The sequence below is a fragment of the Sphingobacterium sp. SGG-5 genome (assembly GCF_011043525.1).
Taxonomy (GTDB): Bacteria; Bacteroidota; Bacteroidia; order Sphingobacteriales; family Sphingobacteriaceae; genus Sphingobacterium.
This window is the reverse complement of record NZ_JAAKGO010000007.1, coordinates 121,237-147,183: the sequence shown is the minus strand read 5'-3', so window position 1 is coordinate 147,183 and position 25,947 is coordinate 121,237. Positions and strand designations below refer to the sequence as shown.

Sequence of the window (25,947 nt, the reverse complement as noted above, 5' to 3'; positions counted from 1 at the left end):
GTTGCAAATACGATTTATTGATTATTCTCTGTTACTTTGAATCCAGGTCTTAATGCCGTAGCACCTTCCGTGACTATCTTCTGTCCAGCTTCGAGGCCTGACGTAACCACAATTCTGTCGTCGATTTTCGCGCCTAAAGAAACTTGTTTCAGTTCGACTTTGCTGCTATCATTGACTGTATATACATTGAATGTACCTAATTGCTCAAAGACGGCTTTGTATGGGATAATCAACTCCTCTTGTTTTGATGCACTTTGTATATTCAAGGTGGCGTTCATGCCTGCACGTAAAGCGTTGCTGGCGTTAGCGAAAGAAGCCCTTACCTTGATGGTTCCGGTCTGACTGTCTACTGCTCGGTCGATCGTGCTGATGTGTCCTACACCTTCAAACCGGTTTCCGTCGGGTAAAGTCACATAGATGTCTGCCTGGGACGCTCCACGCTGTAACGCATTAAATTCGGTAATATCCTTTTCGTTGATTTGAAATTCCACCGCGATAGGATCCGTCGAACTTATCGTATTTAGCAGCGTAGATCCCGCACTGACCAGTGCGCCTTGGCGAACTTGTGATATGCCTATATTTCCGGAGAACGGCGCTACAATGACTGATCGCTGTAAATTCGTGCGTGCAGTCGTCAATGCCGCTTCAGCCGCTTGTACCTGCGCTTTTTGGTTGTTGAGGTCTGTCATCGCATAATCCAGGGTCTGCCGGGCTATCGCATCTTGTTTGGCCAACGTCTGGTAGCGTTCTAAATCTTTTTGTACGCGATCAAGGTTCGCTTTTGCAATGGCCAAATTGGCTTCTGCCTGTTCTGTAGCCGCTTTATACCGCGTGCGGTCTATTTCGTAAAGACGCTGTCCCTTACTGACATATGCCCCGTCGCTGGTATATATATTCGTGATATATCCGCTTACCTCCGCCCGGATCTCTGTTTCCTGTAGGGGGACGACATTTGCGGGATAGCTTTTTGTACCCGACACAATTTCTTTGTTGACCAGTACTGTGGTCACCGGTACAGTTACTTCTGCTTGCGATCTTCCACCGGCTTGTTCGCTTTTATTGGTATTTGTTCCACAAGATTGCCCGAATAGACCTAAACTGATAAGGAAAGCGGAAAATATTTGATTGTTATTCATCGTTCTGAGTGTTCGTTATAGTTTCAAGTTTAGTTGTTTATTGCAATAGCGCCCAATGCCTTTTGGATGTCCAGTTTGCTGGATAAAAGGGCGTATAGCGCGTTTAAGTAATTAATCTGTGCCGTTTTTAGATTCGTCTCGGCAGTCATGAGGTCCAGATAGGTCTTTATGCCGGCATCATATTGTAATTTGATGGTATTGTAGACCTCTTCTGATAGCGTAATGTTTTCCTTTGCATTACGCCAGTCGTTCATATTGGAGCGATAGGAAGCCATGGACAAAGAATATTCGGTGCTGATTTGATTCTCCAGATCCTGAATATCCAGATCCAAACGTTCTTCCTCCAGTTCGGATTTTCGGAGTTCCTGTATTCGTTTTGTTCCCTGGAAAATCGGTAGATTTAAACTTAACCCTACCGTGGATGCAGGAAAATTGTCTTTATAGAGGTTTTCAAATGCATTGTTCCGGTAATTTGCCGAATAGTTGGCGTAGGCACCCACCCGTGGAAGAAAGCTCCATTTATGATATTGTGTATTCAGTTTTTGAATCTCCTTCACGTTCTGGAGTTGTCTGAACTCGACACGGTCGGCTATATGCAACATTTCAGAGGTGTCCAATAATACTGATGTTTCCATATTCTGGTCCATAAACGATAAGGACAAGGACTGCTCCCGGGGAATAGCCAATAACATTTTTAGATAATCGTATTTGTACCCGCGAAGTTCACGTGCCGACTTGAGTTCTGCCCGGGCATTATTTAACGATATCTGGGCTCTTTTATAATCAGTCTTATCGACCAATCCGACTTCATAACGTGCAGAAGCTTCCGCATGCTGCCGTTCCAACCGGGCGATATTTTCCAAAATTACCTTTATTTGTTCCTCGCTCGTTAAAATATCATAGTACGCTTTACTGACGGTGACCACCGTATTTATTTGTGCGTTTTCAACATTGAGTTCGTTTTGCTGGCGAATAAAATCTGCTGCTTTTGACGCCTGAAATAACTGCGGGCTAATGATAGCTTGGTCAGCCTGGATGGTGAGTCCGCTGTTATTGCGTTGTCCCATGGTAATATTTGCCCCGTTGATATTTGTCGTGGGCAGCTGTATAGCATGGCTTAAGCTGGCCGTGGCATTGATCTGGGGAAACCATCCCGAAAGTGCAGAAGCAATTTCCCTTTCGCCGATCTCCTGATCCAATTGGGCTTGTTTCAGGTCGATCTTATTGCTCAATGCATAGTTTATCAAGTCGTCCAACGTGGCATTGGCGAGCTTCGGAGTCTCTTGTGCGATTGCGGCTGAATAACCAAGGGCTGCAAAAAATAAAAAGGAGGATAGTCGCTTTAAATAATTAAAATTCATAGTGTTTATGTTGTTTTTACGCCGTTCCAAATAATATCGATTAAATCGTCCAATTGCTTTTCTTCAAATTTGATCTTTCCATACAATACAGATTTAGAAAAGGAGACTGCCACCCCGATAAAAGCCGATGAGAGGATGCAGACGTCTCTTTTTTTCAAGGCATTTACTTCTATCCCGCGTAGCAGAAAATCAATGAGTTTGTTTTCTTCATACGGTCCGTCTGATGTTTTGGATTGGGCAATTTCGAAAAATGGAGAACTGTAAAACTGCTCCATGAAGCTAAATTTATCTGTATGGTCACGATAAAAAGAACAGAAGCATTTAAAAACCAGAAAAAACTGCTCCTTATAATCGAGGCTCTTATCCATCTCATCAAAAATGTAACTGTGCATCTGCTGTTTGCAATAGTCATATAATTGAAGTATCAATACCTCCTTCGAAGGAAAATAATGATAAATGGTGCCGATAGCGACATCCGAGGATTTGGCAATCTGGCTCATAGGCGTACCATGAAAACCATGCTCTTGGATGAGAAGCATGGTGTTTTTAAAAATACACTCGATTTTATCTGTCAATTGAACGTTCATTCGGTTGCAAAACTACCGAAAGGAATGCTTTTTTCTTGTCAAATTATTGTTATACTTTGAGTGCGCGGCTGAGAGGTGAGTATAGTGAAAATCAAGGTGTGTTAAATAATTGTTAAGTTTTCTAAAAACTCTTGACAGGTGTACTTTTTACACTTATCTTTGTGGTATCATAATTTAGGTTTATAATTGGTTAGTAAAGGTTTTCATTCTCCCCGTTTGAAAACCTTTTTTTATGGCCTATTATTTAATAATCCGCTTTATTTTGTTCGATTTTTTAATAAGCTTATGCAGACCCTCGTAATCTTCTGCTTCAATTTTATCATGCAGTTTTTGCAATTGTTTGATATGTTCTTCCAATACTTCCAATACATTTATTCGGTTTTGTTTGAAGATAGGCGTCCACATATCCGGTGACGATTTCGCAAGCCGTACAGTGGACTCAAATCCAGATCCGGCCAGTTCGAAAATCCGTCCCTGCGATTTTTCTTTTTCCAATACAGTCAATGCCAATGCGAAAGACGTTAAATGTGAAATATGGGAAACATAAGCCGTATGCATATCATGTTCTTCCGCATTCATGAAGAGCGACTTCATTTCGAGTTGCTCGGTTATCGTGTCGGCCAGGTCAAAAGCATCCTCATCCGATTTGAAAGCTTCCACATACACCATATTCTTATCTTTGAAAAGATCGGGAAGTGCAGCTTCGGGGCCGGAGTACTCGGTACCTGCCATTGGGTGTGCGGCCACGTAACGCCCTCTTTTGGGATGATCTGCAATCTGTTCTAAAATGTTGATTTTGGTGGATCCCATATCGATCAAAACCTGATCGGTAACACGATCCAGAATATAAGGAGCGAGTTGTACAATAGCATCTACAGGTGTAGCGAGAATAACCACCTTACATTGGTCGATAGCTTCTTCCAACGTGACAAATTCGTCAACAAGCTTAAGTTGAAGCGCCTTTTTCCGGTTAGCTTCACTCTTGTCGACACCTATTATTTTATTGTATTGTTCAGTTTCTCTCAGCCGCAGCGCTATTGATCCACCAATCAGACCTACACCTACAATTGCTATATTCATCTTTTTATTATTGCACTAAAGTTGTACCGTTTTTTCAACTGAAATTGCCAGCAAAGTTAAGCTAAAGTATCCTTAATTCTACTAATGGCCTGCTGAAAAACATCTGACGTAGCACATAGGCTTATGCGGATATATGAATCGCCTGCCGAACCGAATATCCCCCCGGGCGTGATGAATACATGCGATTTGTATAAAACGTCATCACACAATGCATAACCATCCTTAAAGCGTGATGGTATCTTCGCCCATACAAATAGTCCTACCTGATCCTTGTTATAACTACAGCCCAATAGATCCATAATTTCGAAGACCTTTTCCCTTCTTTTGCGGTATTCATCGTTCAATTGGGTATACCAGCTCCGGTCCAGACCCAGCGCAGTCGCTGCAGCGACCTGTAGTGGCAAGAACATGCCCGAATCCATGTTGCTCTTGAAACGTAGAATTTCATTGATCCGTGTTTCGTTGGCCAATAGCATGCCAATCCGCCAACCCGCCATATTTGAAGACTTGCTTAAGGAGTTTAGTTCAATAGCGACATCCAGAGCACCTTCCACAGAAAGGATACTTTGGGGCTGATCGTTCAGGATGAAGCTGTACGGATTATCATGACATATCAAGATATTATGTTTTCGTCCGAAAGCGACAATCTGTTCAAAAAATGCGGTGTTTCCCAACGTACCCGTAGGCATGTGTGGATAATTGATCCACATCATCTTTACGTGCGATAAATCGGACTCTTCGATCGCTGCTAAATCCGGGAGCCATCCATTTTCTTCCGACAATGTATAAGGAACGATGGTGGCCCCGCTGAGCCGTGCCGCACTGGTATAAGCGGGGTATCCGGGATTGGGAACTAATACTTTATCGCCTTCCTGAAGGTAGGTCATGCAAATATGAACAATCCCTTCCTTGGATCCGATGAGTGGTAATACTTCTGTATTCGGATTTAGAAGTACACCATAGTATCTCACATACCAATCCGAAATAGCTTGCCGTAATATGGGCGCACCTTTATAATTTTGATAACCGTGCGTGTTCGGTAAAGAAGCTTGCTCACTTAACACCCTAATGACATCCGGGTGGGGTGGGAGATCCGGACTTCCGATACCTAAATTGATGATTTGTTTGCCGGCTTTATTAAGCTCATCGATCTCCCGTAGTTTTTTTGAAAAATAATATTCTTCTGTATGCTGAAGCCTACTGGCCACTTGAATATTCATACTAAGCTGATTTGACGCTAAATTAAAAAAAACTAATGGTTTTAGAAATATTTATCGTTAATCAGCATTATACCCACCTCTGTGTATTTTGATTATAATATAGTAAGGGTGATAGTCCCTAAATTCTTAACCATTCCATTTTCTACCTCTACATCTTCAATGGTTTGGCTGGCGTAAATTTCATTTTCCGGTTCGATAATGATGGTGTATGTTCCATCCTCAATTCCTGGGAAATAAAAAGCCCCCTCGATATCCGTTACGGCACCGATACGATCATCCTCTGTGGTTTCTGCATATATCCTCACATTCGCATCTAAAGGTAGTATCATGCCACGGATGACACCCGATACGGCCTCTGGGATAGCACGAATTACAGGTTTCAAGATGTAACCTCCATTGCCTGTCGTTGTTATCGAACTAGCTACATCAAAGTCCAATAGCATGGTGTAGGCGACATCCGGAACAAGTTCGTCATGCACTTTTATTTTAACACCTGAGCTCTGACCGCTAGGCGTAGTCAATGGATGGGCAGTTCCGTCGATAACAACTTCGTTGCCTTCATCATCCAGTATCAAGCGCACCTCTTGAAGGCGCCCAGAGGCTACCGTTTCAGTTGCAAGAAGGGTGTCTTTCCCCATCGCGAACTCCAGGATGTCAAAGGGCTCATTCTCATCAATATCAATCGTCGTACGACCAGAACTGGTAATCACTTCAATTTTGTCGATGTTAAGTAAGACATTGTCATATCTTCCCGGAGCGTCAGTTATTTTTACAGATAATGGTGTTCTGCCCGAACCCGATTCATTATTACTCTCACAGGCACTCAATAAAGCGAGTGCGGCCAAACTTAAAAATAGTGTCTTTTTCATTTCGCAATCAGTTTTATTCAACGGGGAAGTTTTGCAATTTTGATGCCAGAAAACGTTCCAATAGCCCGGTTTGTTCTTAATTAACATTCAGAAGAGAGCATTACCCCGAGCTGATATAGCTTTCCGGATGAAAGACCTTTTTCAATAAATAATTTGGATTTCGAAAAATGTTTTGTACTTTCGTGTACGTACACAATTGTACTTATAAACTTAACTGACCTCATGACAGATTGCATATTGTTTTATAATGCGGAGATTATATTAAGAAATGAGATCTTTTTAGGCGCCGTCCTGGTGGAGGGAGCGAAGATCAAAGCCATATATGAAGAGGAAGACATATCCTTGGGTCGGTTTGAAGGTTGCACGCTAATCGATCTGCAGAGAAAGTATTTATCACCCGGCTTTATTGACATCCATGTACACGGCGGCGGCGGCTATGATTTTATGGACGGTACAGCGGAAGCTTTTGAAAATATCGCTGTCACACATGCCAAATACGGAACGACCTCGATGGTTCCGACCACGCTTACCAGTACGCAGGAACGGCTAAAGGAAACATTGGGAAGTTACGAGCGTATAAAAGACAAGAAAATTAATGGCGCGCAGTTTTTAGGTATACATCTGGAGGGACCTTATTTTGCCATGAGCCAGCGGGGAGCGCAAGATCCCCGTTATATCCGCAATCCGGATCCTGCCGAATATCAACGCTTGATCGAAGAATACGATAGTATAGTCCGTTGGAGTGCTGCTCCGGAGTTGGAGGGAGCAATAGAGTTTGGCGAATATCTGACATCAAAGGGTATTATTGCAGCTATAGCACATACGGATGCAATTTATGAAGATGTCGTCAAAGCTCACCAGGCGGGTTACAACCTGATGACACATTTTTATTCGGCGATGTCGGGCGTTACCAGACGGAATGCCTTTCGGTATGCGGGGGTTGTAGAGGCAGGTTATCTTCTCGATGATTTTGATCTGGAATTGATTGCGGATGGCATACATCTTCCGGATCCGTTGCTGCGATTGATTTACAAGGTGAAAGGAGCGGATAAAATGATTCTCATAACAGATGCGATGCGTGCCGCAGGAACGACCGATGAGCGTTCGATTTTGGGAAGTTACGACGATGGAATGGAGGTTCTTATCGAAGACGGCGTGGCAAAATTACAGGATCGGACGGCTTTCGCCGGCAGTGTAGCGACAACCGACAGGTTAGTGCGTACCATGCTGAAGCTTGGTCATTTATCCCTGGAAGAGATTATACGCATGATCAGCTTAAATCCTGCACGGGTTATGAAAGTGGATTCAAAGAAAGGATCTATTGAAGAAGGGAAGGACGCCGATCTGGTCGTTTTCGACGATAATGTACAGGTAAGCCTCACTATGGTTAAAGGGCGGGTCGTGTATAATACTTTGCTATAACAGAAGAAATAATGAATATGGAAACAAAAAAAGATGCGCTTGTCGTCGAAGCCTATCCGACGCGCAAAGAGATGGGCGAAGCCGTTGCAAAAGATGTGGGTCTCGCCATACAGGAGATTCTTAATGGACAAGATGAGGTCAATATCATCTTTGCTGCCGCACCATCGCAGAAGGATCTATATGAAAGCTTGCTGACGCAGGATATCCCTTGGGATAGAATCAATGCATTGCACATGGATGAATACATTGGTGTCACGGACGATCAGCCGCAGAGCTTTAGGCATTACTTAAAGAAAAACCTCTTTGAAAAAGTGCCTTTGAAAAGTATCCATTATATTCAAGGAGAGAATACGGATGTTGACAAAGAATGCGCGCGTTATACGCATATATTAGCTACGCATAAGCCGGATATTGTCTGTATGGGGATAGGGGAGAATACGCATATCGCTTTCAATGATCCTCCGGTGGCAGATTTTAAAGACCCCAAATCAGTTAAAAGAGTTGAACTGGATGAAATGTGCCGTCAGCAACAGGTCAATGACGGATGTTTTCCGACGATCGGCGACGTGCCGACCCATGCTTTGACGTTGACCATCCCTACACTTATTTCAGCTCCTTATATATTTTGTGTTGTGCCGGGTGCAACGAAAGCACAGGCTGTTTATCAGACATTACACGAAGATATCAGCGAGAAGTTTCCTTCCACGATATTACGGAGACACCCCCGGGCAAAATTATATTTAGATAAAGAAAGTAGTCGTTTATTAGAAGATTAAAATAATTCTCTATCTTTATTTGAATTATTTACATGAACTAAATTAATGCTCAAAAAAACCGAACTATCAGGTGTTAAAGAAATAGCCCGTAGGGCAAATGTCTCTATTGCCACAGTAGACCGTGTGCTGCACAACAGACCGGGGGTATCTGTTAAAACGAAAGAGAAAATAGATGCCATTATCAAGGAAATGGACTATAAGCCCAATCTGTTGGCAAGGAGACTGGCTTCCAGAAAAGTTTTCAAGTTTGCTGTCCTAATTCCAAAAGAATCAAAGGAGACGGAATACTGGAAAGCTCCCCTGGAAGGGATTCGCGCTGCTTGGTCGGAAATACAGCTCTATGGCGTCGAGGTTTCATTTTTCTTATACGACCTGAACGATCGGTCAACCTTTAATCAAGAGGCAGAGAAGATTTGGAAAGAGAATTTTAACGGTGTGATTGTTGCCCCATCCTTCATTAGTGAGTCCACCACGTTCTTTAAGAAATGTGAAGAGTTAAAGATCAAGTGTGTCTTTATCAACTCGGATATTTCGAATGTGAGGCCTTTAAGTTACATTGGTCCAGATTTGTTTCAGTCGGGCAAGCTGGCCGGCAATCTGTGTAAGTATTTGATTTCCGAAAAGGGGAAGGCGTTGGTTTTGAATATTTCACGTGAATTGGATTCCGAACACCATTTGCGAAAAAAAGAAGCAGGCTTCAAGGCGCACTTTGACGAAGCGCGGGCCAAAGTCGATATCGAAGTGATGTCACTCTATAATACGGATTATGATTCCGTAACCAAAGCGCTTGATGCCTACTTGCAGAGCAATACGATTGATCTGATCTTTGTGACAAACTCGCGGGTGTTTACCGTTGCAAAATATTTTGAAGAAAATAACATCCGAGGCATTAAGTTGGTGGGTTATGATTATCTACGTCAGAACCTGCAATATGTAGAAAACGATATTATCGACTTTTTAATTTGTCAAAAACCGATAGAGCAGGGGTATCAAGCATTGCTGACATTGTATGATTATTTCATCAATCAAAGTAGCGTTGATAAGATTCAATTTATGCCCATTGACATCATTACAAAAGAAAATTATAGATTTTATAAAAATTAAGGATGTAATACGCACAAATTAGTTACAAAGTATTTGCGAAAATATTTTCGGGTACGTACACTATTTACTATATTTAAAAAATAAAGAATAAACCACGTTATGAGAACTTTCAATAGACGAGATTTCTTAGGCGCTAGTTCATTAGCCCTATTTACACTTGCGGCCAATCACAGTGCATTTGCCGCCACTTCAGCTTTAACAAATGGAAGCAAAAGGATCGGGATTATCGGATTAGATACATCCCATGCCGTAGCTTTTGCAAAAGCTATCAACGGTGATCCGCAGAAGTACCGTAACTTTAAAATCGTTGCGGCCTATCCATACGGTACGAAAACGATACCTTCCGCTACGGATCGGATCCCGAAGTATATCGAGCAAGTCAAAACCTACGGTGTAGAGATTACAAAGTCCATCAAAGAGTTGTTGGATAAAGTAGATTATGTCATGCTGGAGACCAACGATGGACGTTTACATCTGGAGCAGGCCAGAGAAGTGTTCAAAGCGAAGAAGCCGGTATTTATAGATAAGCCTTTGGCCGCTTCCTACGCTGATGCAGCCGAGATATTTAAGCTTTCCGAGCAATATAAGGTGCCGTTCTTCTCCTCCTCTTCACTTCGCTATATCGATGGAATGCAGGATGTTATCGATGGCAAGCATGGAAAAGTACTCGGCGCTGACGTTTATTCCCCGGCACATCTGGATCCTAGCCACCCGGATTTCTTCTGGTATGGCATTCATGGTGTAGAGATGTTGTTTGCTGCAATGGGTACGGGATGCAAATCGGTAAGCCGGACGCATATGCCTGATACCGATATTATTGTGGGGGTGTGGGAAGATGGTCGTATAGGAACCGTACGCGGAACGCGTAATGGAAAAGCGGCTTATGGGGGCACTATTTACTGTGAAAAAGCAACGGTACAGTTAGGCGGATTTAAGGGATATAACCCTTTATTGGATAAAATCGTGGAGTTCTTTGATACGAAAGTCGCTCCATTCGATGGAAAGGAAACATTGGAGATCTGTTCCTTTATAGAGACCGCAGATGTAAGCAAACATTCGAACGGCCGTTCCATAGAGTTAGTCAAGTAATCAACTAAATTTATTCGTTATGAACAATAATTCAAGAAGAGATTTTATTAAAAAATCATTGGTCACCTCAGCAGCCTTTGGGTTAGGCGGTGTTTTACCTGCTTTCAGTGCAAAAAGTTATAATAATATCATAGGTGCTAATGAGAAACTTCGCGTGTCGATGATGGGTGTCAATTCACGGGGTAAAGCTTTAGCACAGAACTTTGCAGCACAACCGAATAGCGAGATCATACATATCTGTGATGTAGATAGCCGTGCCATAGAGAAATGTAAAGCAGCTGTCGCCAAATACCAGAAAACAGCTGTTCAGGGATTTGGAGATTTTCGAAAATCGTTAGAGAGCAAGGATGTAGATATTCTTGTCGTCGCAGCACCCGATCACTGGCATGCTCCGGCAGCTCTTTTAGGTTCACAGGCGGGCAAGCATGTGTATTTGGAGAAACCTTGTGGACATAACCCGAACGAAGGGGAATTGTTGATTTCAGCTGTGAATAAATACAAGAATGTGATCCAGATGGGTAACCAAAGAAGATCTTGGCCAAATGTTGTCAAGGGAATTCAGGAAGTACATAACGGCACAATCGGTAAAGTTTACTATGCCAAAACCTGGTATGCAAACAACCGTCCTCCTATTGGTGTCGGCAAGAAGGTAGCAGTGCCCTCATGGTTGGATTTTGAACTATGGCAAGGGCCTGCACCACGAAGAGATTACCAAGATAATTTGTTGCATTACAACTGGCACTGGTTTTGGCACTGGGGTACCGGAGAAGCTTTAAATAACGGTACGCACATGGTCGATTTGGCACGCTGGGGTTTGCAGGTAGACTATCCTACAAAAGTGAGTTCAACGGGTGGCCGTTATGCATATAATGACGACTGGGAGACTCCTGATACACAGATGATCAATATTGAATTCGGCCCGGATAAAATGATTACCTGGGAAGGAAGAAGCTGTAATGCGAAGGCAACCGAAGGTTCGAATGTGGGCGTGATGTTTTATGGTACAAACGGCTCGTTGCAAATCGATGGGGCAAACTCCTATAAGGTATTTGATGTCAAGGGGAAATTAGTGAAAGAGGAAAAAGATACCGGTTCGACCAATACCGCAAGTTTGACCAGTCCTTCACAACAGTTGGATGGTCATCACTTTCAGAACATGTTCTCTGCGATTAAAAATGGCACCAACCTAAATTCTGATATCCTAAGTGGTCATCAGAGTACACTACTTGTACAATTGGGCAACATTGCGTTGCGGTCCGGAAAAACATTGGATATAAACCCTTCAAACGGTCATATACGTGATAATCATATCATGAATACTTACTGGTCGAGGGAATACGCTAAAGGTTGGGAACCAAAAATCTAATAGGATATGAGTATTTCGAATTTAAAGACGGCTGCGAGCCTGACCAAAAGAGAAACGACCATTTCTATTGGAATCATTGCTTTATTGTTTTTTATTTTCGGTTTCTTGTCGTGGATAAACGCCATCCTGATCCCGTATTTTAAAATGGCTTTCAGCCTGACACACTTTCAGTCATATCTGGTCGCATTTGCTTTTTATATTGCCTATTTTGTGATGTCCGTACCTTCATCATATTTGCTCAAATCGCAAGGTTTTAAGAAAGGTATGATGATCGGATTTATAGCATTGGCTCTGGGGACATTTATTTTTATTCCTGCAGCAATAACCCGAACATATGAGTTTTTCTTGATCGGTCTATTCACCATCGGTATTGGCTTGGCTATCCTACAGACTGCAGCTAATCCCTATATTACGATATTGGGACCGAAGGAGCGTGCAGCACAACGAATCAGTATTATGGGGATCTGCAACAAATTTGCGGGTATTATTGCGCCCATTTTGTTTGCTGCTGCGGTATTGCGCCCCGGAGATGGAGACGTCGTCGATTTGGATAGGGTTGTGATACCCTATGCTGTAGTAAGTATAGCTATGTTGCTGATCGGAATCGGCGTGCGGTATTCACCACTACCGGAACTGAATACAGATGAGGAAAGTGAAGAGATGGCAGCGTCTAACAGTACGAAGACCAGTGTTTTGCAATTCCCCCATTTAGTCTTGGGTGCAATAGCTATTTTTATACACGTAGGTGCTCAGGTTATCTCGATCGATACGATTATTCCCTATGCTCAGTCTATGGGGCTTTCGCTCAATGAAGCCAAAGTATTTCCATCATATACATTAGCTATGGCCATCATCGGCTACTGTTTTGGTATATCGGTTATTCCGCGCTTCATCAGTCAAACGAACATGTTACGGGCTGTTACTATATTGGGCATTGTGCTTTCGCTGCTGATCGTGTTCGTCAAAGGAGAGGTCACCATATTAGGACATACGACAGATATCTCTATTTGGTTTATTGTATTGCTGGGTATTTCCAATTCCTTGACATGGGCGGGTATCTGGCCCCTGGCATTGGATGGTTTGGGGCGGTTTACAAAAGTGGGCGCATCATTGCTGATTATGGGATTGTGTGGGAATGCGCTTTTGCCTCTTGTTTATGGGCACTTTGCTGATACACACAGTTTGCGTGAGGCTTACTGGGTGCTGGTGCCTTGTTACCTCTATTTGATCTATTACGCAGTATATGGGCACAAAATCAGAAAATGGAGTTTATAAGATGAAAAATATTTTTTATTTTTTGACAGCAATCCTTTTAATGAATATGGGTTGCGGGTCAGAGCGCTCAAGCGAAAATAAAGGCGATACCGCCGAACTGCTTGTCATAGATCCTCAGCATTTTCATGCCGCATTGACACAGAAGTACGCGAATGAAGGTATAGATACTTTGGTTCATCTCTTTGCAGAGTCGGAGAATACAGCAACCGGATATACAGAGTTGATTGAACAGTATAATTCACGGGATACCGATCCCACCCATTGGAATATTGTCGGCTATTACGGCGCAGATTTTTTAGAAAAAGCCTTTCAGGGAGCCACCGGAAATGTGGTGGTCCTGGCAGGGGATAATCAGAAAAAGATCGACTATATCACCCAAGCCGTCCAGCATGACCGTGACGTTTTTGCCGATAAACCGCTCGTTATTGATGTCGCTGGCTACAATAAGCTGAAGGCTTTAATGGGCGATAATTCGAAAGAACACCCTACATTGATCTATGATATTATGACGGAGCGTTATGATGTGAAAAATCAAATTATCAAAGCGCTGATTAATAACAGGGAATTTTCAGGCGGTCTTCAGGCAGCGGGTAGCGAGCCTGTTATTACGTTCGCGAGCACCCATCATTTCATTAAAGAAGTTTCGGGCAAACCACTGATCCGACCTGTTTTGTTTTTTAATACCAAACAGCAAGGGGAGGGGTTAGTCGACGTAACGACCCACTATGTAGATCTGGTACAATGGATGTTGTCTTCAGAGCAAGTTATCGATATCGAGCGGGATATTCAGTTGACGGGTGCCCGCCGATGGGCTACGACAATTTCCAAAGCGGATTTTACACGTGTTACGAACCTTGCGGAATACCCTTCATCGTTATTGCCTGACGTTGCCGCTGACCAGACCTTGGAGGTCTTTAGCAATGGAAAAATGGACTATTCTTTTAAGGGAGTACCGGTTTCTATTTCGGTAGAGTGGGCTGTTGAATCCCTTGACGGCCGTGGCGATCAATTTCGTGCCTCTTTCCGGGCCAAGCAACTTACCCTTGACGTGAAAGCCGACGAAAATGCAAAGATGGCTGTTTTCCTTACCCCCGGCAATGACGATACACGTTTTGAGGATAAACTGAAAAGTGCATTAGCATCGATTGCCGATTTGCCGGGGCTGAGTTACGAAAAAGTAAATGGGCAATATAAAATATTGATTCCCGAGACGCTGTATCTGAGCCATGAAGAGCATTTTGCAAAAGTGTTACAACAATTTTTACAATACAGAAAAGATAAGTCGTTGCCGGCGTGGGAGAAATCCTTTATACTGGCCAAATATTACTTGACGACGAAATCATTAGAATATGCTAAACGATAAACCATGAAGAAACTATATAGTTATATTCTCGTTTCCTTACTGTTTATGCAGATCTCTTTTGCTCAGAAAGCTGAATTATACCAAGCGCTGAGACCTTATTTTTACCCACCAGATTCGCTAAAGGGTGATTTCGGCGATCTCCGGTCACCGCTGATTTTTGACAATGGAGAAGTTGTAAAGAGCCCTAAGCAATGGAAACAACGCAAGCAGGAAATCAGGGCCGATTGGGAAAAGTATCTGGGAAAGTGGCCAGAGCTTTATAAAAAACAGACTTTCGAATACTTAGACACGGTCGACAAAGGCAATTATACACAGTATGTCGTCCGATTTAAATGGACACCTAACGAATGGACAGAAGGTTATCTTTTAGTGCCGAAGCATTCAAAAGGCAAAATGCCCGCTGTTGTAACTGTTTTCTATGATGCAGAGACAGCAATTGGGACCAGCGATCGGAACCCCAATCTCACGTCACATCGCTTTTTTGCATTACAGTTAGTCAGCCGAGGCTTTATCACATTATCTATAGGAACCAAAGCTGCGTCGGCACGACATGAGTTTTCTCTGTATTATCCGTCGATCGACAGTGTGTCTGTCCAGCCGTTGTCTATGCTGGGATATGCGGCCAATAACGCTTACTATGCTTTAGCAAACAGAAAAGATGTCGATAAGAAACGCATCGGTATTGTTGGGCATTCTTTTGGCGGCAAGTGGGCCATGTTTGCCTCTTGTCTGACCGATAATTTTGCAGCTGCGGTATGGTCTGATCCCGGTATTGTTATGCAGGAGGATAGACAATCAATCAATTATTGGGAGCCTTGGTACCTTGGTTTTCATCCGAAGCCTTGGCGTAAGCGAGGGTTAATAACCGCAGAGAATCCGGCTTACGGCGTGTATAACCAACTCCGGAAAGACAATAAAAATCTTCAGGAACTCCATGCACTCATGGCACCCCGTCCTTTCTTGGTCTCAGGCGGAGCCGAAGATCCTGTTACACGGTGGAAAGCACTCAACCACAGTGTCGCTGTCAATGCTTTATTGGGGCAGAAAGAACGTGTCGCTATGACAAATCGACCGAAGCATGCGCTCAACGAAGAGGCTACTGACGTCATCTATAAATTCTTTGAATATTTTTTAAAGTAATGAAAAGGGGAAGCATTAATTTGCTTCCCCTTTTTATTCTGCATCATCGCTTATAGAAAATATAATCTGTGACCAAAGGCTCGAGCCCGTGTAGTCTAAATTCCGCGGCGATCTGCCCCCTGTGGTACGTCGAATGATTGACAACATGAAATAGGATGTCTCGGATGCTATTGTTAAATGCCTGTCCCTTCGTGTTCGAATAGTCGATCATTTTATCCAACTCAAACTTGTCAAGTAGCTGTAGAGTCCGCTCGTAGTTAGTCTGATCGATACTTTTTAAATCTTGAGCAGCGTGAAGTTCCCAAATCCCAAACGTTATTTGTCCCGGTTCAATTCTATTGTTCCAGACCCGATGAGCATTTAACAAATGGCTAAATACCTTTATTGCTTTCTCCGAGGTCTTGCCCGGACTACTGGAAAAAACATCGGCCAGTTTTTGATTACAATAGTGGCTGTATTCAAATAATTCTTTAAAAAATGCTTTCATTTGCTTGATAATCCCGTTTTTTTGATAAAGTTAGTAAACGATTGACCAAAAACAGCAGGCAATATATGAATACTTGTCTTATGACAAGCGGAGGGAATTTAACAAATTCGTACTTTGCAGAAAAATAAAATTATGAGTGCAAGACAGGTATTTATCAATTTAGCGGTTCAAGATCTCCAGAAGTCAATGGAGTTTTACACGGCGTTGGGATTTATAAATAATCCTCAATTTTCGGACGACACGGGAAAATGCATGGTTTGGAGTGAAAGTATTTATGTGATGCTTTTAAGCCATGAAAAATTCCAGTCATTTATCGATAAACCTTTGGCAGATACGAAGTCGGGTGTAGCTGGGCTTTTTTCGTTGGCACTGGACAGCGTTGATGAAGTAAATCGCATCATGGACAATGGACTTAAAGCAGGAGGTATAGAACCCACCGAAATGAAAGACTACGGTTTTATGCAACAACGTACTATTGAAGATTTTGACGGACACACTTGGGAGCTGTTCTTTATGGATATGACTAAACTTCCCACAGAGTAATAAGCAGATCGGAAAATATACCCCTCACATTTCGTATTACGGCACCAGCTGTAGCAGGGAAAGCTGTAGGTGTTTTGCTACATTTCCAAAACTGAAATTGCGAACATACTTTTCACGGCATGGCTTTTGCAATTTATTAGAAAACAGCCATAAAATGAAAAGAACACCTTATACGTTATCTGTTATCATCCTAGTCGTGACGTGTGTCGTAGTACTAATGACGACCTGCGAAGGGATTATGTAAGGGGATTATCCAAACATGATTTCAGTAAGGTTGGTAATACCAGTATCACTAAGCCTTCGAATTGGGGCGAGGACCGCGTTTGTAAATAATCAGTCCGTTAAGAAAATTCCGGAGCAATTGATCACCGCAAGGCATAAAATTCGGATGGTCTTCTTTGCGGAATATCGCTCCAAGTTCCGTTTTTGTCACCCTGAAATCCACCAAAGCTAATACCTCGATAATATCGTCGTCCGTAAATTTCAAAGCCACGCGGAGCTTTTTCATAATATCGTTGTTGCTCATGGTGTAAATGTAATGAAAACTATGCTAAAAATGCATCGGTATCGGTATACTGCTTCGGGATTTTTCCTTATGGAAAATTTTTTCTATTTTGGACGCTTATTAACTTTATATGAAAAACATTTTTTTAGCGCTTGTGCTTTTGTGTACATTGAATGTATACGGTCAGCAACAGTCGGTTTTTATAGAGCTCGGGGGATCGTTTCAGAAAACACAGTCTACATCAGATTTCCCATCCTCTGGTCATACCATTGCCAAAGAGCCTAAAATCATAGCCCGTTTGGGATATGCTATTTCGGCTCATTCACTATTAGGGTTGGCATACAAATGGAGCAATGAAAAGACGTCTTATAAATCCATATTGATAAACGATCTTTACAGGAAAATCGACCAGTCAGACGTAGCACGTGCTTCCAATACATATGGACTTTTCTATCGCTACTATTTTATACCTTTGGGAGAGAAGCGGTGGAATGTATTTGCAGATTTTAATCCCGGTTATTTTTGGGAACAACAAGACGAGAAAACGGCCTCCAGTGCAGCTTATAACCAAGGTGATTTAGATCAATATGTATCCATGTCTGGGTCCAGAAGTATGGTCAAGTGGAGTGGACTGGATATAGATCTGGGAGCAGGTATTTCTTATCGGTTGGTACATGGACTGTCTGCGCAACTTTCTCTTCGTTCCATCGCAAATGTCAAACACTTTAGAGACAGCAGATTGGTCGAAGAAGATAATCAGAGTACTTTCGTTGAGATATTCAATCAGCCGTTAAGTAATACCTATTTATCATTGACTTATCAATTCTAGGGTATGAGCGGTTTCAAATGGATGTTGGTGTTTATCATTCTTGGTTCAATACAGGGAGTAAATGCCCAGTCGGAAAAGTTCTCCTTATCGATAGGGGGACAGTTCTCTAAAAATACAAATGTATATGATGAATTGTTGCCTCAGTCCAACAGAAGGATCGTACTTATCCCCCGGTTGACTTACCGGTTGGACAGACACTGGGCAGTGGGAGTTCTATATAACCATAATACGTACACCCAGGATCTGTGGGTTGCTCAGCTTTCCAATCCTTACGTTATCCCATCACCTTTAAATTTTCAGGTCAAAACGTCACAACAAATGTATGGACTACTGGTACAACACTATCTCGTAGATCAAGGTAGATTTTGTATCTTTCTGGAATGGGATGGGCAAATAGGAAATTCGGAAATGAAAATAGATTTTCCCGAAGATATGGTCGTGAATCAGTCTGACAGCCCCTCAGGCATAAAGCACTATAGTTCTGGAATCCATCTGGGGACACGGTATAATTTTTATAAAGGATTGGGTATTGAGCTGAGATGCAATAATTTGGTCATGTACCACAAGACAGACGACAAAGGGCTTTTAAAGACAAAGAAATCTACGTTTAATCTGTTTGATGATCTATTGGGTAATACGGGACTGGGTCTGGCTTTTTCATTTTGATGACATTTCTAACCACCTGTTACACTCTATTGGTTTCAGTCTGTTGGCTATTGTTGTCAATGTCTCAATCTCTTCAATCAGTTCCTTGTCCATATACTTATATATATCTGGAATTTCCAGAACGATTATTTCTATATCCATTGTTTCTTCTGGAAAGTTTTGAACCAATTTTTCTTTATGATGTTTTTCCATTACGAAGATTATGTCAGCCCATGCAAGTAGCTTTGAATTGACCTTAACCCGCGCAGAGTTTTCTGTTCCTGCCGATTTTACATTAAAATCACGTCTGTTCTTATAAATTTTCTCGGCCGTTAGACTTCGCCATTTATTTCTACTACAGACAAATAATATGTTTTTCAATACACAGAATTTTAGGTTTTACAATAGTCAATAGGTCACCAAAGTACTAAATATCCCGCAAAAAACAATAAATTGAAAATCATGCTATACGTTCTGTCCGAAGGTCAGCAAATTGCTGTCAGGGTCAAGTACCGAAAACTCCTTTTGTCCCCAAGGTTTTGTTCCTAAATGTCCATTTGGGTGAATTGAGATTTTGTTGTCCAAAAGCGCTTTGTATAGTTTATCAATTTCATTTGTTCTGATATAAACTTGTCCATAATTTTCTTTCGGATCAAGGTCTCTGAATTCAAAGAAGTGAATTTCAATGTTGTCTTTTCTTATCAATAAATAATTCCCATAGTCAGCAATTTCACTAAACCTCAATTTGTATATGTAAAATTCCTTTGTTGCGATTTTGTTTCGCATTGGTAATTTCGGATTTATATCTGTCAGCATATCAAGTATGTTTTAGTTCTCACGGTGTTATGTGCAAATTTATTGGTTTTCGGACATAGAAAACAATACATCCTGATAAACTCCGATATTGTAGTTTGACTGCATATCCGGAATATGCAATCCTTGCATACAGAAGATTATTGCGTATATTGGGGAGTTAGCGGCAAGCATATAGAACGACAGATAGCAATATGACTAAATTAACTACTATTCCAATAATAGAATTCAAAACAGCCGAAACATTTGAAACTTGGCTTGAAAAGAATCACGACAAATCAAGTGGACTTTGGATAAAAATCTTCAAGAAAGATTCTGGAAATAAAACTATCAACTATGCAGAAGCCCTTGACATAGCTCTTTGCTATGGGTGGATAGATGGTCAAAAACAAGCGTATGATGAACAAGCGTGGCTACAAAAATTTTGTCCCCGCAGAGCAAAAAGTATCTGGTCGAAAATAAATATTGGACATATCGAAAGATTAACCAACGAAGGTAGAATGCGAACATCAGGATTAAAAGCTGTTGAAAAAGCTAAGGAGGACGGTCGTTGGGAAAAGGCATACGATTCCTCAAGCAAAATGACTATACCTGAAGACTTTCTAAAAGAATTAAGCAAAAACAAAGAAGCAGAAGCATTTTTTAAGGGTCTCAATAAAACAAATCTTTTCTCCATTGGATTTCGACTTCAGACCGCAAAAAAACAAGAGACGAGAGAAAGGCGTATGAAAGAAATTATCGAAATGTTGGCAAGGGGCGAGAAATTACAATAGTAATAATTCCTTCATAAAACAGGCGTAGACCACTCCATACAAATAAAATATTATGAGTAATACAGACGACAAACTTAACCAGGCATTTGAATTATTTGACACTTATAATAGACAGGATCCTAATACCTTTGTGTGGGAGGGACATCAGTATCCCCAAGAATATTTCATGGCATTAATGTTACATGAATGGATATTAAAACTGGACCCGAAAGCGGGTGAGCCCTTGCTTTTGGCATCCCGTTGCCAACATATAGGGCGCTGGGAAATCCCGCGTAACCAATATCCGCGGGATAGAGAAGGGTACCTGAGGTGGCGCAAGGATCTGGCTGCCCACCATGCGCAAATCAGCACCGATATTTTGCAAAAAGTCGGCTATGGGGACGAAACTATTCAACAGGTCGAACAAATTGTTCTAAAGAAAAAAATCAAAGTGAATAATGCTGTCCAGACAATAGAGAATGCCTTATGCCTCGTGTTTTTAGCCTACCAGTATGAACAATTCTATAAAGAACATACCGAAAAGATTGTGAATATCCTTAAAAAGTCATTATTGAAAATGGATAAAACAGGACACCGATTTGCATTGGAATTACCTTACTCCTCAGAAGGGCTAAAATATATACAAGAAGCTGTATCTTCTTTAAAAAAAGGTAGTAACAGGTAGTCTGCTTATCTCTCTCGGTTATAAACAAATTCATTGTTCAATTCTCTGATAGCGCTCTTCCAAAAGATGTTTGTACTTTTCTTTGTATTCATCAGAAAGAAACGAACGATCAATCCATTCCAAAGCAATGAATTTCCTTTTCTGAAAACGTTTGGCTACACCAGTTATTTGCTTAGCGTTTAGTCCTAACAGCAGCCCCAACCTTTGAAAATGCTCCGAATGGAGCTTCTTTTTCTTTCCTTCCAACGTTAATGCCAACTCTTCTGTGTCTTCGGGGTTGACTATCGCAACATTCAATAGATCGTATGCTGGTGCTAGTGTCCATTTATTGTTGTGACAAATCATGGAAAAATTTTTTAGGTGCATATCGTTGTTTCCAGTCAGGAAGCAAAAGATGGCCAGTTCGAAAAAGAATACCTTATCGAGTAGTGTATTGTCCGAATATTCATGTAGCGCTTTACCGACTTTCTCCATTGAGCTTTTGTATTTGTCAAAAGCTTCTGTGATTTGGAACATATCGAGCATATGTATTTTTTCTCCGTCATCTGCTCGATCTATTCTTTTTGTAATATAGGATAATTCGCCCGACTTCAACCTGATGAGACTGGACTTTACTACATTGATGCCGAAAGCCTCGGCGATACGCATAGTGACATGCTCGTTTTCCGGCATTTCAGGAAAATGATCGGAAGGTGGTTTGAATATATAATTCCCGCCTAAAGCCCCTACTACGGTTAAACGCCCCTTTTCTCCATCTTGGATCGTGTTTTTTACCAACGACAAAGAAAGTTTGGGTTGTACGCCGGGAACTGCTATGCTCCGCTCAACTACATTCTTTGCCAATTCCGCCATTTGTTCCATAGAATGTTCGAATATGGGTTGTTGCTTGGTGCCAAAAAAATCTAGGCTACATGGCTCGTGAAAATCACCCAACGCATTCTTAGGTAATTCCTTATAACAGTATAAACACTTTTTGTTACTCATTTTCGAGATGTATAGGTTGAACACTTACCGCACCGATACAGTTTTGGCAGCACGCTAACAGTAGCCCCATACGGTCGTTGGGATTGATTTTCCAATTCTTGGAAGCGATACCCAATAACCAGCCTTCCGGTATTAGTCCTTCAAAAAATGGGAATAAACGTTTATCCTTGTAAGGCTTGGAAGTCACGGGCATGGTGAAGGTTATGAATGCCGCAGGATAGTCTCTGATATAGGCTTCATCGTACTGAAAAACATATTCGCCATCGTCAGTCTCCGTAAGGATTCCTGCGAATTGATTCTTATAGTATACAGATGCTTTTCTCATATTTACTCCTTTGTACTAAATAGCTCCTTTGCATTCACGGGAGCTAAAATATGTCCGAACATTTTGAGCACCTGGTTAACCTTTTCAAGATTCATATTTTCCTTACCCTGTTCTATTTTCCGTATGACTGTAAGGGCAACACCGGCCCGTTCAGCAAACTCTTCCTGTGTAAGATTTACTTCCTTTCTTTTTTGCTTTACAAAATCTGCAAGTACCATCATGACTATATGCTTTTGCAACGAATTTAAGCAAAATTATCATTTTATATGTAAAAACATATAGAAATGATTTTTCAAACTAAATTATATGCATTTGGATATAATAGAAATTTATCTCCTCCAATGTAATCGTTATCCTATTATTTTCGTTTGTTATTTGTAAGACCCTAAATTTTGAGTTGGGCTTAAAAAGAACTTCCTTTTCGTTCTGGCCACTATGTATTCCAAGTTTCGCGATTTTTTCAATATCTTTTCCCTGTTTTGATAAAATAACGAACAAAGGGCTTTGGCAGAATATTGGATTCGTATTAGAAGTAGAATAGTGTGCTATCGGCACGACGTGTGCCTTGCGTCCGCACAAGTAATCTTATTTTTTCGACTTGATTTGACTCGAACGATACACCTACGATGTCTTCGAAATACTCGTTAAAATCCCATTCTGTGTTTTCTATATAAGGGTGTTTCCCATCCGCTATAGATAGGATGCGGTCAGGTGCTAAGTTGGTCAAGGTGAGATAATCTTTGTTTCTTCCGAATAGAAACCACCTGTTATTATACTCACGAAGATGATAGGGAAATATATAGCGAACAAAGAATTTCGTTTGGAAAAGATGCCGTAGGTCATAAAGAGCAGAGCGTATTTACTATGGGATTAAAAATAGATCTTTCGGAGAAGTTTAATAAAATGATTCATTTATGATGAATTCCTAATTCATAGCTAAACTCCATTCCAATTGGTAGATTTGACAGCATATCCTATTGCCAGATATGTTATTGAACCCAAAAGAATATCTGTCTGATATTTGTGAAGCGAGCAGCTTCGGGTGCTCTTGTTATATCGGGTATGCGTGAGGGTACTCGCAATAGCTAGGAAACATATCATATTGTTTTTTCGCAAATTGTCCTTTTTATTCCGTACCTTGATGACCCTTCCTACGTGCAGACCTTGTAATAATACGAGACGAAAGTATGCAAGGTTCTAACTTCAAGATCATGGCATCTACATCAAAAAAAGGAATAGGCTTCCTTTCGACTTTTCCCCCACGCGCATGCGGTATCGCTACCTATACTACGGACCTCATGAGGGCCATCGCAGGCAAATTCCATTCTTTTAACCTTATACCCATACCGATCGAGAACGAGGGTGCTGGACATGCCTATCAGTTTGATACGCCTCAGAAACTGGACGTTTCAGGTCCCGGTTCGTTTGATCGCCTTATGGAATATATTAACACTTCTGCGGATATCGATATGGTATGTGTCCAGCATGAATTCGGGCTGTTCAAAGATCAAGAGGTGGCTTTTCTCTCGTTCATCAGCAATCTGGAGAAGCCCGTGGTACTTACTTTCCATACCGTACTGCCTTCACCGGACCCACTGTTGGCCGAAAAGGTGAAAGCCCTAACGGAAGCCTGTTCCCGCGTCTCGGTCATGACCCGGAGTTCAGCAAGCATCCTGATCAACGATTATCAAATATCGGCCGACAAAATTATCGTGATACCTCATGGTACCCACTTAGCACCTGCAGTCGATAAGAACGAGATCCGTCGGCGGTATGATCTGACCGATAGGAAAGTACTGAGTACATTTGGTCTCTTAGGCCCTGGAAAAAGCATCGAAACAACGTTGCAGGCACTTCCTGCGATCATTGCCAGGGCACCAAATGTCATGTTCCTCATTCTTGGCATTACACATCCTGCTCTGATCCAACAGGAAGGAGAACGCTATAGGGATATGCTTAAAGAATTGGTGGATCGATACCAGATCGCCGATCACGTGCGATTTGTCAATGAATTTTTATCAACGGAAGATCTGCTGTCATACCTGCAGATTACGGATGTATACCTTTTTACTTCAAAAGACCCCCTTCAGGCCGTCAGCGGTACCTTCTCCTATGCATTGAGCTCGGGCTGTCCGATCGTGTCAACACCGATACCCCATGTGCGTGAAGTGTTGAAAGAAGACATGGGGATCATGATCGACTATGAAGCTCCCGGTCAATTGGCTGATGCCGTCAACCAGATAATGGACGATACGTCAAGACTTGAAAGGATCCGGCATATCAATCTGCAAAAAATGGTGGCCACATCGTGGCAGAACACCGCATTGGCACATGTCAATCTGTTCGAAAATCTTGCCGGCGAGCAGCGAAGGATAATATATGCTATTCCACCGATCAATCTGGGTCACATACACCGCATGACAACGGATATTGGGTTTGTACAGTTTGCCAATATCAGTACACCCGATTTGAAAAGTGGTTATGCGCTCGACGATAATGCTCGTGCCCTGATCGCTATGCTGCACCACTACAGGATATTTGAATCATACAGCGATCTGGCCCTGATCCAGAAATACCTACAATTTATCGCATACTGTGTACAAGATGACGGGACGTTTCTGAATTATGTAGATCAGCGAGGCCATTTTACCGATCAGAACCAACAGGAAAATCTGGAAGACGCAAATGGTCGGGCAGTATGGGCATTGGGCGAGATCATTGGCATGTCTGATATGCTGCCCGAAGAATTAGTCGCGCTCGCAAATGAATTGTTGGAACGGACATCGCATCATTTTCTGTCCTATCACTCGACAAGGTCTATGTCCTTTACGATCAAAGGATTGAGCTTTCTGAAGCAAAATCGCTATATTAATGTGTTAAAGATATTGGCAGACCGTTTGGTAGCCATGTATGATCATGAAAGCTCAACGGACTGGCGGTGGTATGAGTCCTACCTGACTTACGGCAACAGTGCTATTCCTGAAGCATTGCTCGCTACATACCAAGTTACAGGGCGTAGCATTTATAAAGAAGTTGCATACAGATCGTTTGATTTTTTGCTTAGCAAGATCATGACAGATGGCGAAATCCATGTCATATCCAATAAAGGTTGGGCACAGCGTGGAATTCCCGGAACAGATACCAAGGGAGGGGAACAGCCTATCGACGTGGCCTATACAATCATGGCATTGGAACGGTTCTACAAAGTTAGTCGGGAGTATCGCTATAGAGAAATGATGCGCTATGCATTCGAATGGTTCCTGGGCCGGAACCATCTTGGACAAATCGTTTACAATCCTGTTACCGGAGGCTGCTTTGATGGAATAGAAGAGGATACGGTCAATATCAATCAGGGTGCAGAATCAACCCTGAGTTATCTAATGGCCAGACTTATAATGGAACCCTATGCGTAGCCGAGCTGAAATTTCACAATTTAACAAACATAATTAACTGAATGTCAATTATTATCATTACCTTTAGCAAAGAGGTCTGCTACTTACTTAACCCCCATTCAGCAGATCAGGCATGAAATAGAATATGTTGTTTTATCCTGAAATTTTTTAGATTGTCCTGTGACAATCCCTTTCTTTT

At 41.9% G+C, this 25,947-nt stretch carries 28 protein-coding genes; 14 read left to right on the top strand and 14 right to left on the bottom strand.

Annotated features, from left to right (window positions below):
- Positions 1–14: 14 nt before the first annotated feature.
- The 6 genes from G5B30_RS12490 to G5B30_RS12465 form a co-directional block, all read right to left on the bottom strand.
- Complete coding sequence (locus G5B30_RS12490) at positions 15–1,136, bottom strand: efflux RND transporter periplasmic adaptor subunit (RefSeq protein WP_165320334.1); 1,122 nt, start codon at positions 1,134–1,136, stop codon at positions 15–17.
- A gap of 29 nt (positions 1,137–1,165) precedes the next feature.
- Positions 1,166–2,497 (bottom strand): TolC family protein, encoded by a 1,332-nt coding sequence (locus tag G5B30_RS12485; protein WP_165320333.1) that lies wholly within the window; start codon positions 2,495–2,497, stop codon positions 1,166–1,168.
- Positions 2,498–2,502: 5 nt separating this feature from the next.
- On the bottom strand, positions 2,503–3,036 hold the full coding sequence (locus G5B30_RS12480; RefSeq protein WP_206367112.1) for a TetR/AcrR family transcriptional regulator: 534 nt from the start codon (positions 3,034–3,036) through the stop codon (positions 2,503–2,505).
- Positions 3,037–3,324: 288 nt separating this feature from the next.
- Positions 3,325–4,164, bottom strand: a complete 840-nt coding sequence (locus G5B30_RS12475; protein WP_165320331.1) for a prephenate dehydrogenase — start codon at positions 4,162–4,164, stop codon at positions 3,325–3,327.
- Positions 4,165–4,220: 56 nt separating this feature from the next.
- Complete coding sequence (locus tag G5B30_RS12470; RefSeq protein ID WP_165320330.1) at positions 4,221–5,384, bottom strand: pyridoxal phosphate-dependent aminotransferase; 1,164 nt, start codon at positions 5,382–5,384, stop codon at positions 4,221–4,223.
- A gap of 92 nt (positions 5,385–5,476) precedes the next feature.
- Positions 5,477–6,253 carry a DUF4382 domain-containing protein gene (locus tag G5B30_RS12465; RefSeq protein WP_165320329.1) on the bottom strand — a complete coding sequence of 259 codons (777 nt, stop codon included), beginning with the start codon at positions 6,251–6,253 and terminating at the stop codon, positions 5,477–5,479.
- 222 nt (positions 6,254–6,475) lie between these two features.
- On the opposite strand from G5B30_RS12465, the gene nagA reads away from it, so the two are divergent.
- The 8 genes from nagA (at position 6,476) to G5B30_RS12425 (ending at position 15,788) form a co-directional block, all read left to right on the top strand.
- A complete protein-coding gene (nagA, locus tag G5B30_RS12460) occupies positions 6,476–7,675 on the top strand; it encodes an N-acetylglucosamine-6-phosphate deacetylase (RefSeq protein ID WP_165320328.1) in 1,200 nt (399 codons plus the stop codon).
- Positions 7,676–7,692: 17 nt separating this feature from the next.
- Complete coding sequence (locus G5B30_RS12455; protein WP_317164343.1) at positions 7,693–8,451, top strand: glucosamine-6-phosphate deaminase; 759 nt, start codon at positions 7,693–7,695, stop codon at positions 8,449–8,451.
- Between the two features lie 45 nt (positions 8,452–8,496).
- Positions 8,497–9,555: a substrate-binding domain-containing protein gene (locus tag G5B30_RS12450; RefSeq protein WP_165320326.1), complete on the top strand. Its 1,059-nt coding sequence runs from the start codon at positions 8,497–8,499 to the stop codon at positions 9,553–9,555.
- Between the two features lie 99 nt (positions 9,556–9,654).
- A complete protein-coding gene (locus tag G5B30_RS12445; RefSeq protein WP_165320325.1) occupies positions 9,655–10,644 on the top strand; it encodes a Gfo/Idh/MocA family protein in 990 nt (329 codons plus the stop codon).
- 19 nt (positions 10,645–10,663) lie between these two features.
- Positions 10,664–12,010, top strand: coding sequence for a Gfo/Idh/MocA family oxidoreductase (locus G5B30_RS12440; RefSeq protein WP_165320324.1), 1,347 nt, complete (start codon positions 10,664–10,666; stop codon positions 12,008–12,010).
- 6 nt (positions 12,011–12,016) lie between these two features.
- A complete protein-coding gene (locus G5B30_RS12435) occupies positions 12,017–13,285 on the top strand; it encodes a sugar MFS transporter (RefSeq protein ID WP_165320323.1) in 1,269 nt (422 codons plus the stop codon).
- A 1-nt stretch (position 13,286) separates the two neighbouring features.
- Positions 13,287–14,648, top strand: a complete 1,362-nt coding sequence (locus G5B30_RS12430; RefSeq protein ID WP_165320322.1) for a putative oxidoreductase C-terminal domain-containing protein — start codon at positions 13,287–13,289, stop codon at positions 14,646–14,648.
- Positions 14,649–14,651: 3 nt separating this feature from the next.
- Positions 14,652–15,788 carry an alpha/beta hydrolase family protein gene (locus tag G5B30_RS12425; RefSeq protein WP_165320321.1) on the top strand — a complete coding sequence of 379 codons (1,137 nt, stop codon included), beginning with the start codon at positions 14,652–14,654 and terminating at the stop codon, positions 15,786–15,788.
- A gap of 43 nt (positions 15,789–15,831) precedes the next feature.
- Here G5B30_RS12425 and G5B30_RS12420 read toward each other — a convergent pair whose 3' ends face one another.
- Positions 15,832–16,275, bottom strand: coding sequence for a DinB family protein (locus G5B30_RS12420; protein WP_165320320.1), 444 nt, complete (start codon positions 16,273–16,275; stop codon positions 15,832–15,834).
- A gap of 132 nt (positions 16,276–16,407) precedes the next feature.
- Between G5B30_RS12420 and G5B30_RS12415 the strand changes: the two genes are divergently transcribed.
- Complete coding sequence (locus tag G5B30_RS12415; RefSeq protein WP_165320319.1) at positions 16,408–16,818, top strand: VOC family protein; 411 nt, start codon at positions 16,408–16,410, stop codon at positions 16,816–16,818.
- Between the two features lie 292 nt (positions 16,819–17,110).
- On the opposite strand, the gene G5B30_RS12410 is transcribed toward G5B30_RS12415, so the two are convergent.
- The gene (locus G5B30_RS12410) at positions 17,111–17,326 is read right to left on the bottom strand and encodes a DUF1456 family protein (RefSeq protein ID WP_240903200.1); all 216 of its coding nucleotides are present in this window, start codon (positions 17,324–17,326) and stop codon (positions 17,111–17,113) included.
- A gap of 127 nt (positions 17,327–17,453) precedes the next feature.
- Here G5B30_RS12410 and G5B30_RS12405 point away from each other — a divergent pair, with 127 nt between their 5' ends.
- Together G5B30_RS12405 and G5B30_RS12400 are read left to right on the top strand one after the other, a co-directional pair.
- The gene (locus G5B30_RS12405; RefSeq protein WP_165320317.1) at positions 17,454–18,152 is read left to right on the top strand and encodes a hypothetical protein; all 699 of its coding nucleotides are present in this window, start codon (positions 17,454–17,456) and stop codon (positions 18,150–18,152) included.
- A 3-nt stretch (positions 18,153–18,155) separates the two neighbouring features.
- Positions 18,156–18,818 carry a hypothetical protein gene (locus tag G5B30_RS12400; RefSeq protein WP_165320316.1) on the top strand — a complete coding sequence of 221 codons (663 nt, stop codon included), beginning with the start codon at positions 18,156–18,158 and terminating at the stop codon, positions 18,816–18,818.
- Here the strand turns inward: G5B30_RS12400 and G5B30_RS12395 are convergent.
- Both G5B30_RS12395 and G5B30_RS12390 read right to left on the bottom strand, forming a co-directional pair.
- Positions 18,810–19,178, bottom strand: a complete 369-nt coding sequence (locus G5B30_RS12395) for a low molecular weight protein tyrosine phosphatase family protein (protein WP_165320315.1) — start codon at positions 19,176–19,178, stop codon at positions 18,810–18,812. The genes G5B30_RS12400 and G5B30_RS12395 overlap by 9 nt on opposite strands.
- 84 nt (positions 19,179–19,262) lie before the next feature.
- Positions 19,263–19,613 carry a bleomycin resistance protein gene (locus G5B30_RS12390; protein ID WP_165320314.1) on the bottom strand — a complete coding sequence of 117 codons (351 nt, stop codon included), beginning with the start codon at positions 19,611–19,613 and terminating at the stop codon, positions 19,263–19,265.
- A gap of 191 nt (positions 19,614–19,804) precedes the next feature.
- On the opposite strand from G5B30_RS12390, the gene G5B30_RS12385 reads away from it, so the two are divergent.
- Together G5B30_RS12385 and G5B30_RS12380 are read left to right on the top strand one after the other, a co-directional pair.
- Positions 19,805–20,383 carry a YdeI/OmpD-associated family protein gene (locus G5B30_RS12385; RefSeq protein ID WP_165320313.1) on the top strand — a complete coding sequence of 193 codons (579 nt, stop codon included), beginning with the start codon at positions 19,805–19,807 and terminating at the stop codon, positions 20,381–20,383.
- Positions 20,384–20,435: 52 nt separating this feature from the next.
- Positions 20,436–21,047 (top strand): DUF4202 domain-containing protein, encoded by a 612-nt coding sequence (locus G5B30_RS12380; RefSeq protein ID WP_165320312.1) that lies wholly within the window; start codon positions 20,436–20,438, stop codon positions 21,045–21,047.
- Between the two features lie 30 nt (positions 21,048–21,077).
- Here G5B30_RS12380 and G5B30_RS12375 read toward each other — a convergent pair whose 3' ends face one another.
- The 4 genes from G5B30_RS12375 to G5B30_RS12360 form a co-directional block, all read right to left on the bottom strand.
- Positions 21,078–22,031: a HipA domain-containing protein gene (locus tag G5B30_RS12375; RefSeq protein WP_165320311.1), complete on the bottom strand. Its 954-nt coding sequence runs from the start codon at positions 22,029–22,031 to the stop codon at positions 21,078–21,080.
- Entirely contained in the window at positions 22,024–22,356 is a 333-nt protein-coding gene (locus tag G5B30_RS12370; RefSeq protein WP_165320310.1) for a HipA N-terminal domain-containing protein, read from the bottom strand. The genes G5B30_RS12375 and G5B30_RS12370 overlap by 8 nt, the downstream gene beginning before the upstream one ends.
- A 2-nt stretch (positions 22,357–22,358) precedes the next feature.
- Positions 22,359–22,577: a helix-turn-helix domain-containing protein gene (locus G5B30_RS12365; protein WP_165320309.1), complete on the bottom strand. Its 219-nt coding sequence runs from the start codon at positions 22,575–22,577 to the stop codon at positions 22,359–22,361.
- 305 nt (positions 22,578–22,882) lie between these two features.
- Complete coding sequence (locus tag G5B30_RS12360) at positions 22,883–23,155, bottom strand: WYL domain-containing protein (protein ID WP_317164346.1); 273 nt, start codon at positions 23,153–23,155, stop codon at positions 22,883–22,885.
- Positions 23,156–23,567: 412 nt separating this feature from the next.
- On the opposite strand from G5B30_RS12360, the gene G5B30_RS12355 reads away from it, so the two are divergent.
- Complete coding sequence (locus tag G5B30_RS12355) at positions 23,568–25,769, top strand: glycosyltransferase (RefSeq protein ID WP_165320308.1); 2,202 nt, start codon at positions 23,568–23,570, stop codon at positions 25,767–25,769.
- The last annotated feature ends 178 nt before the right edge of the window (positions 25,770–25,947 follow it).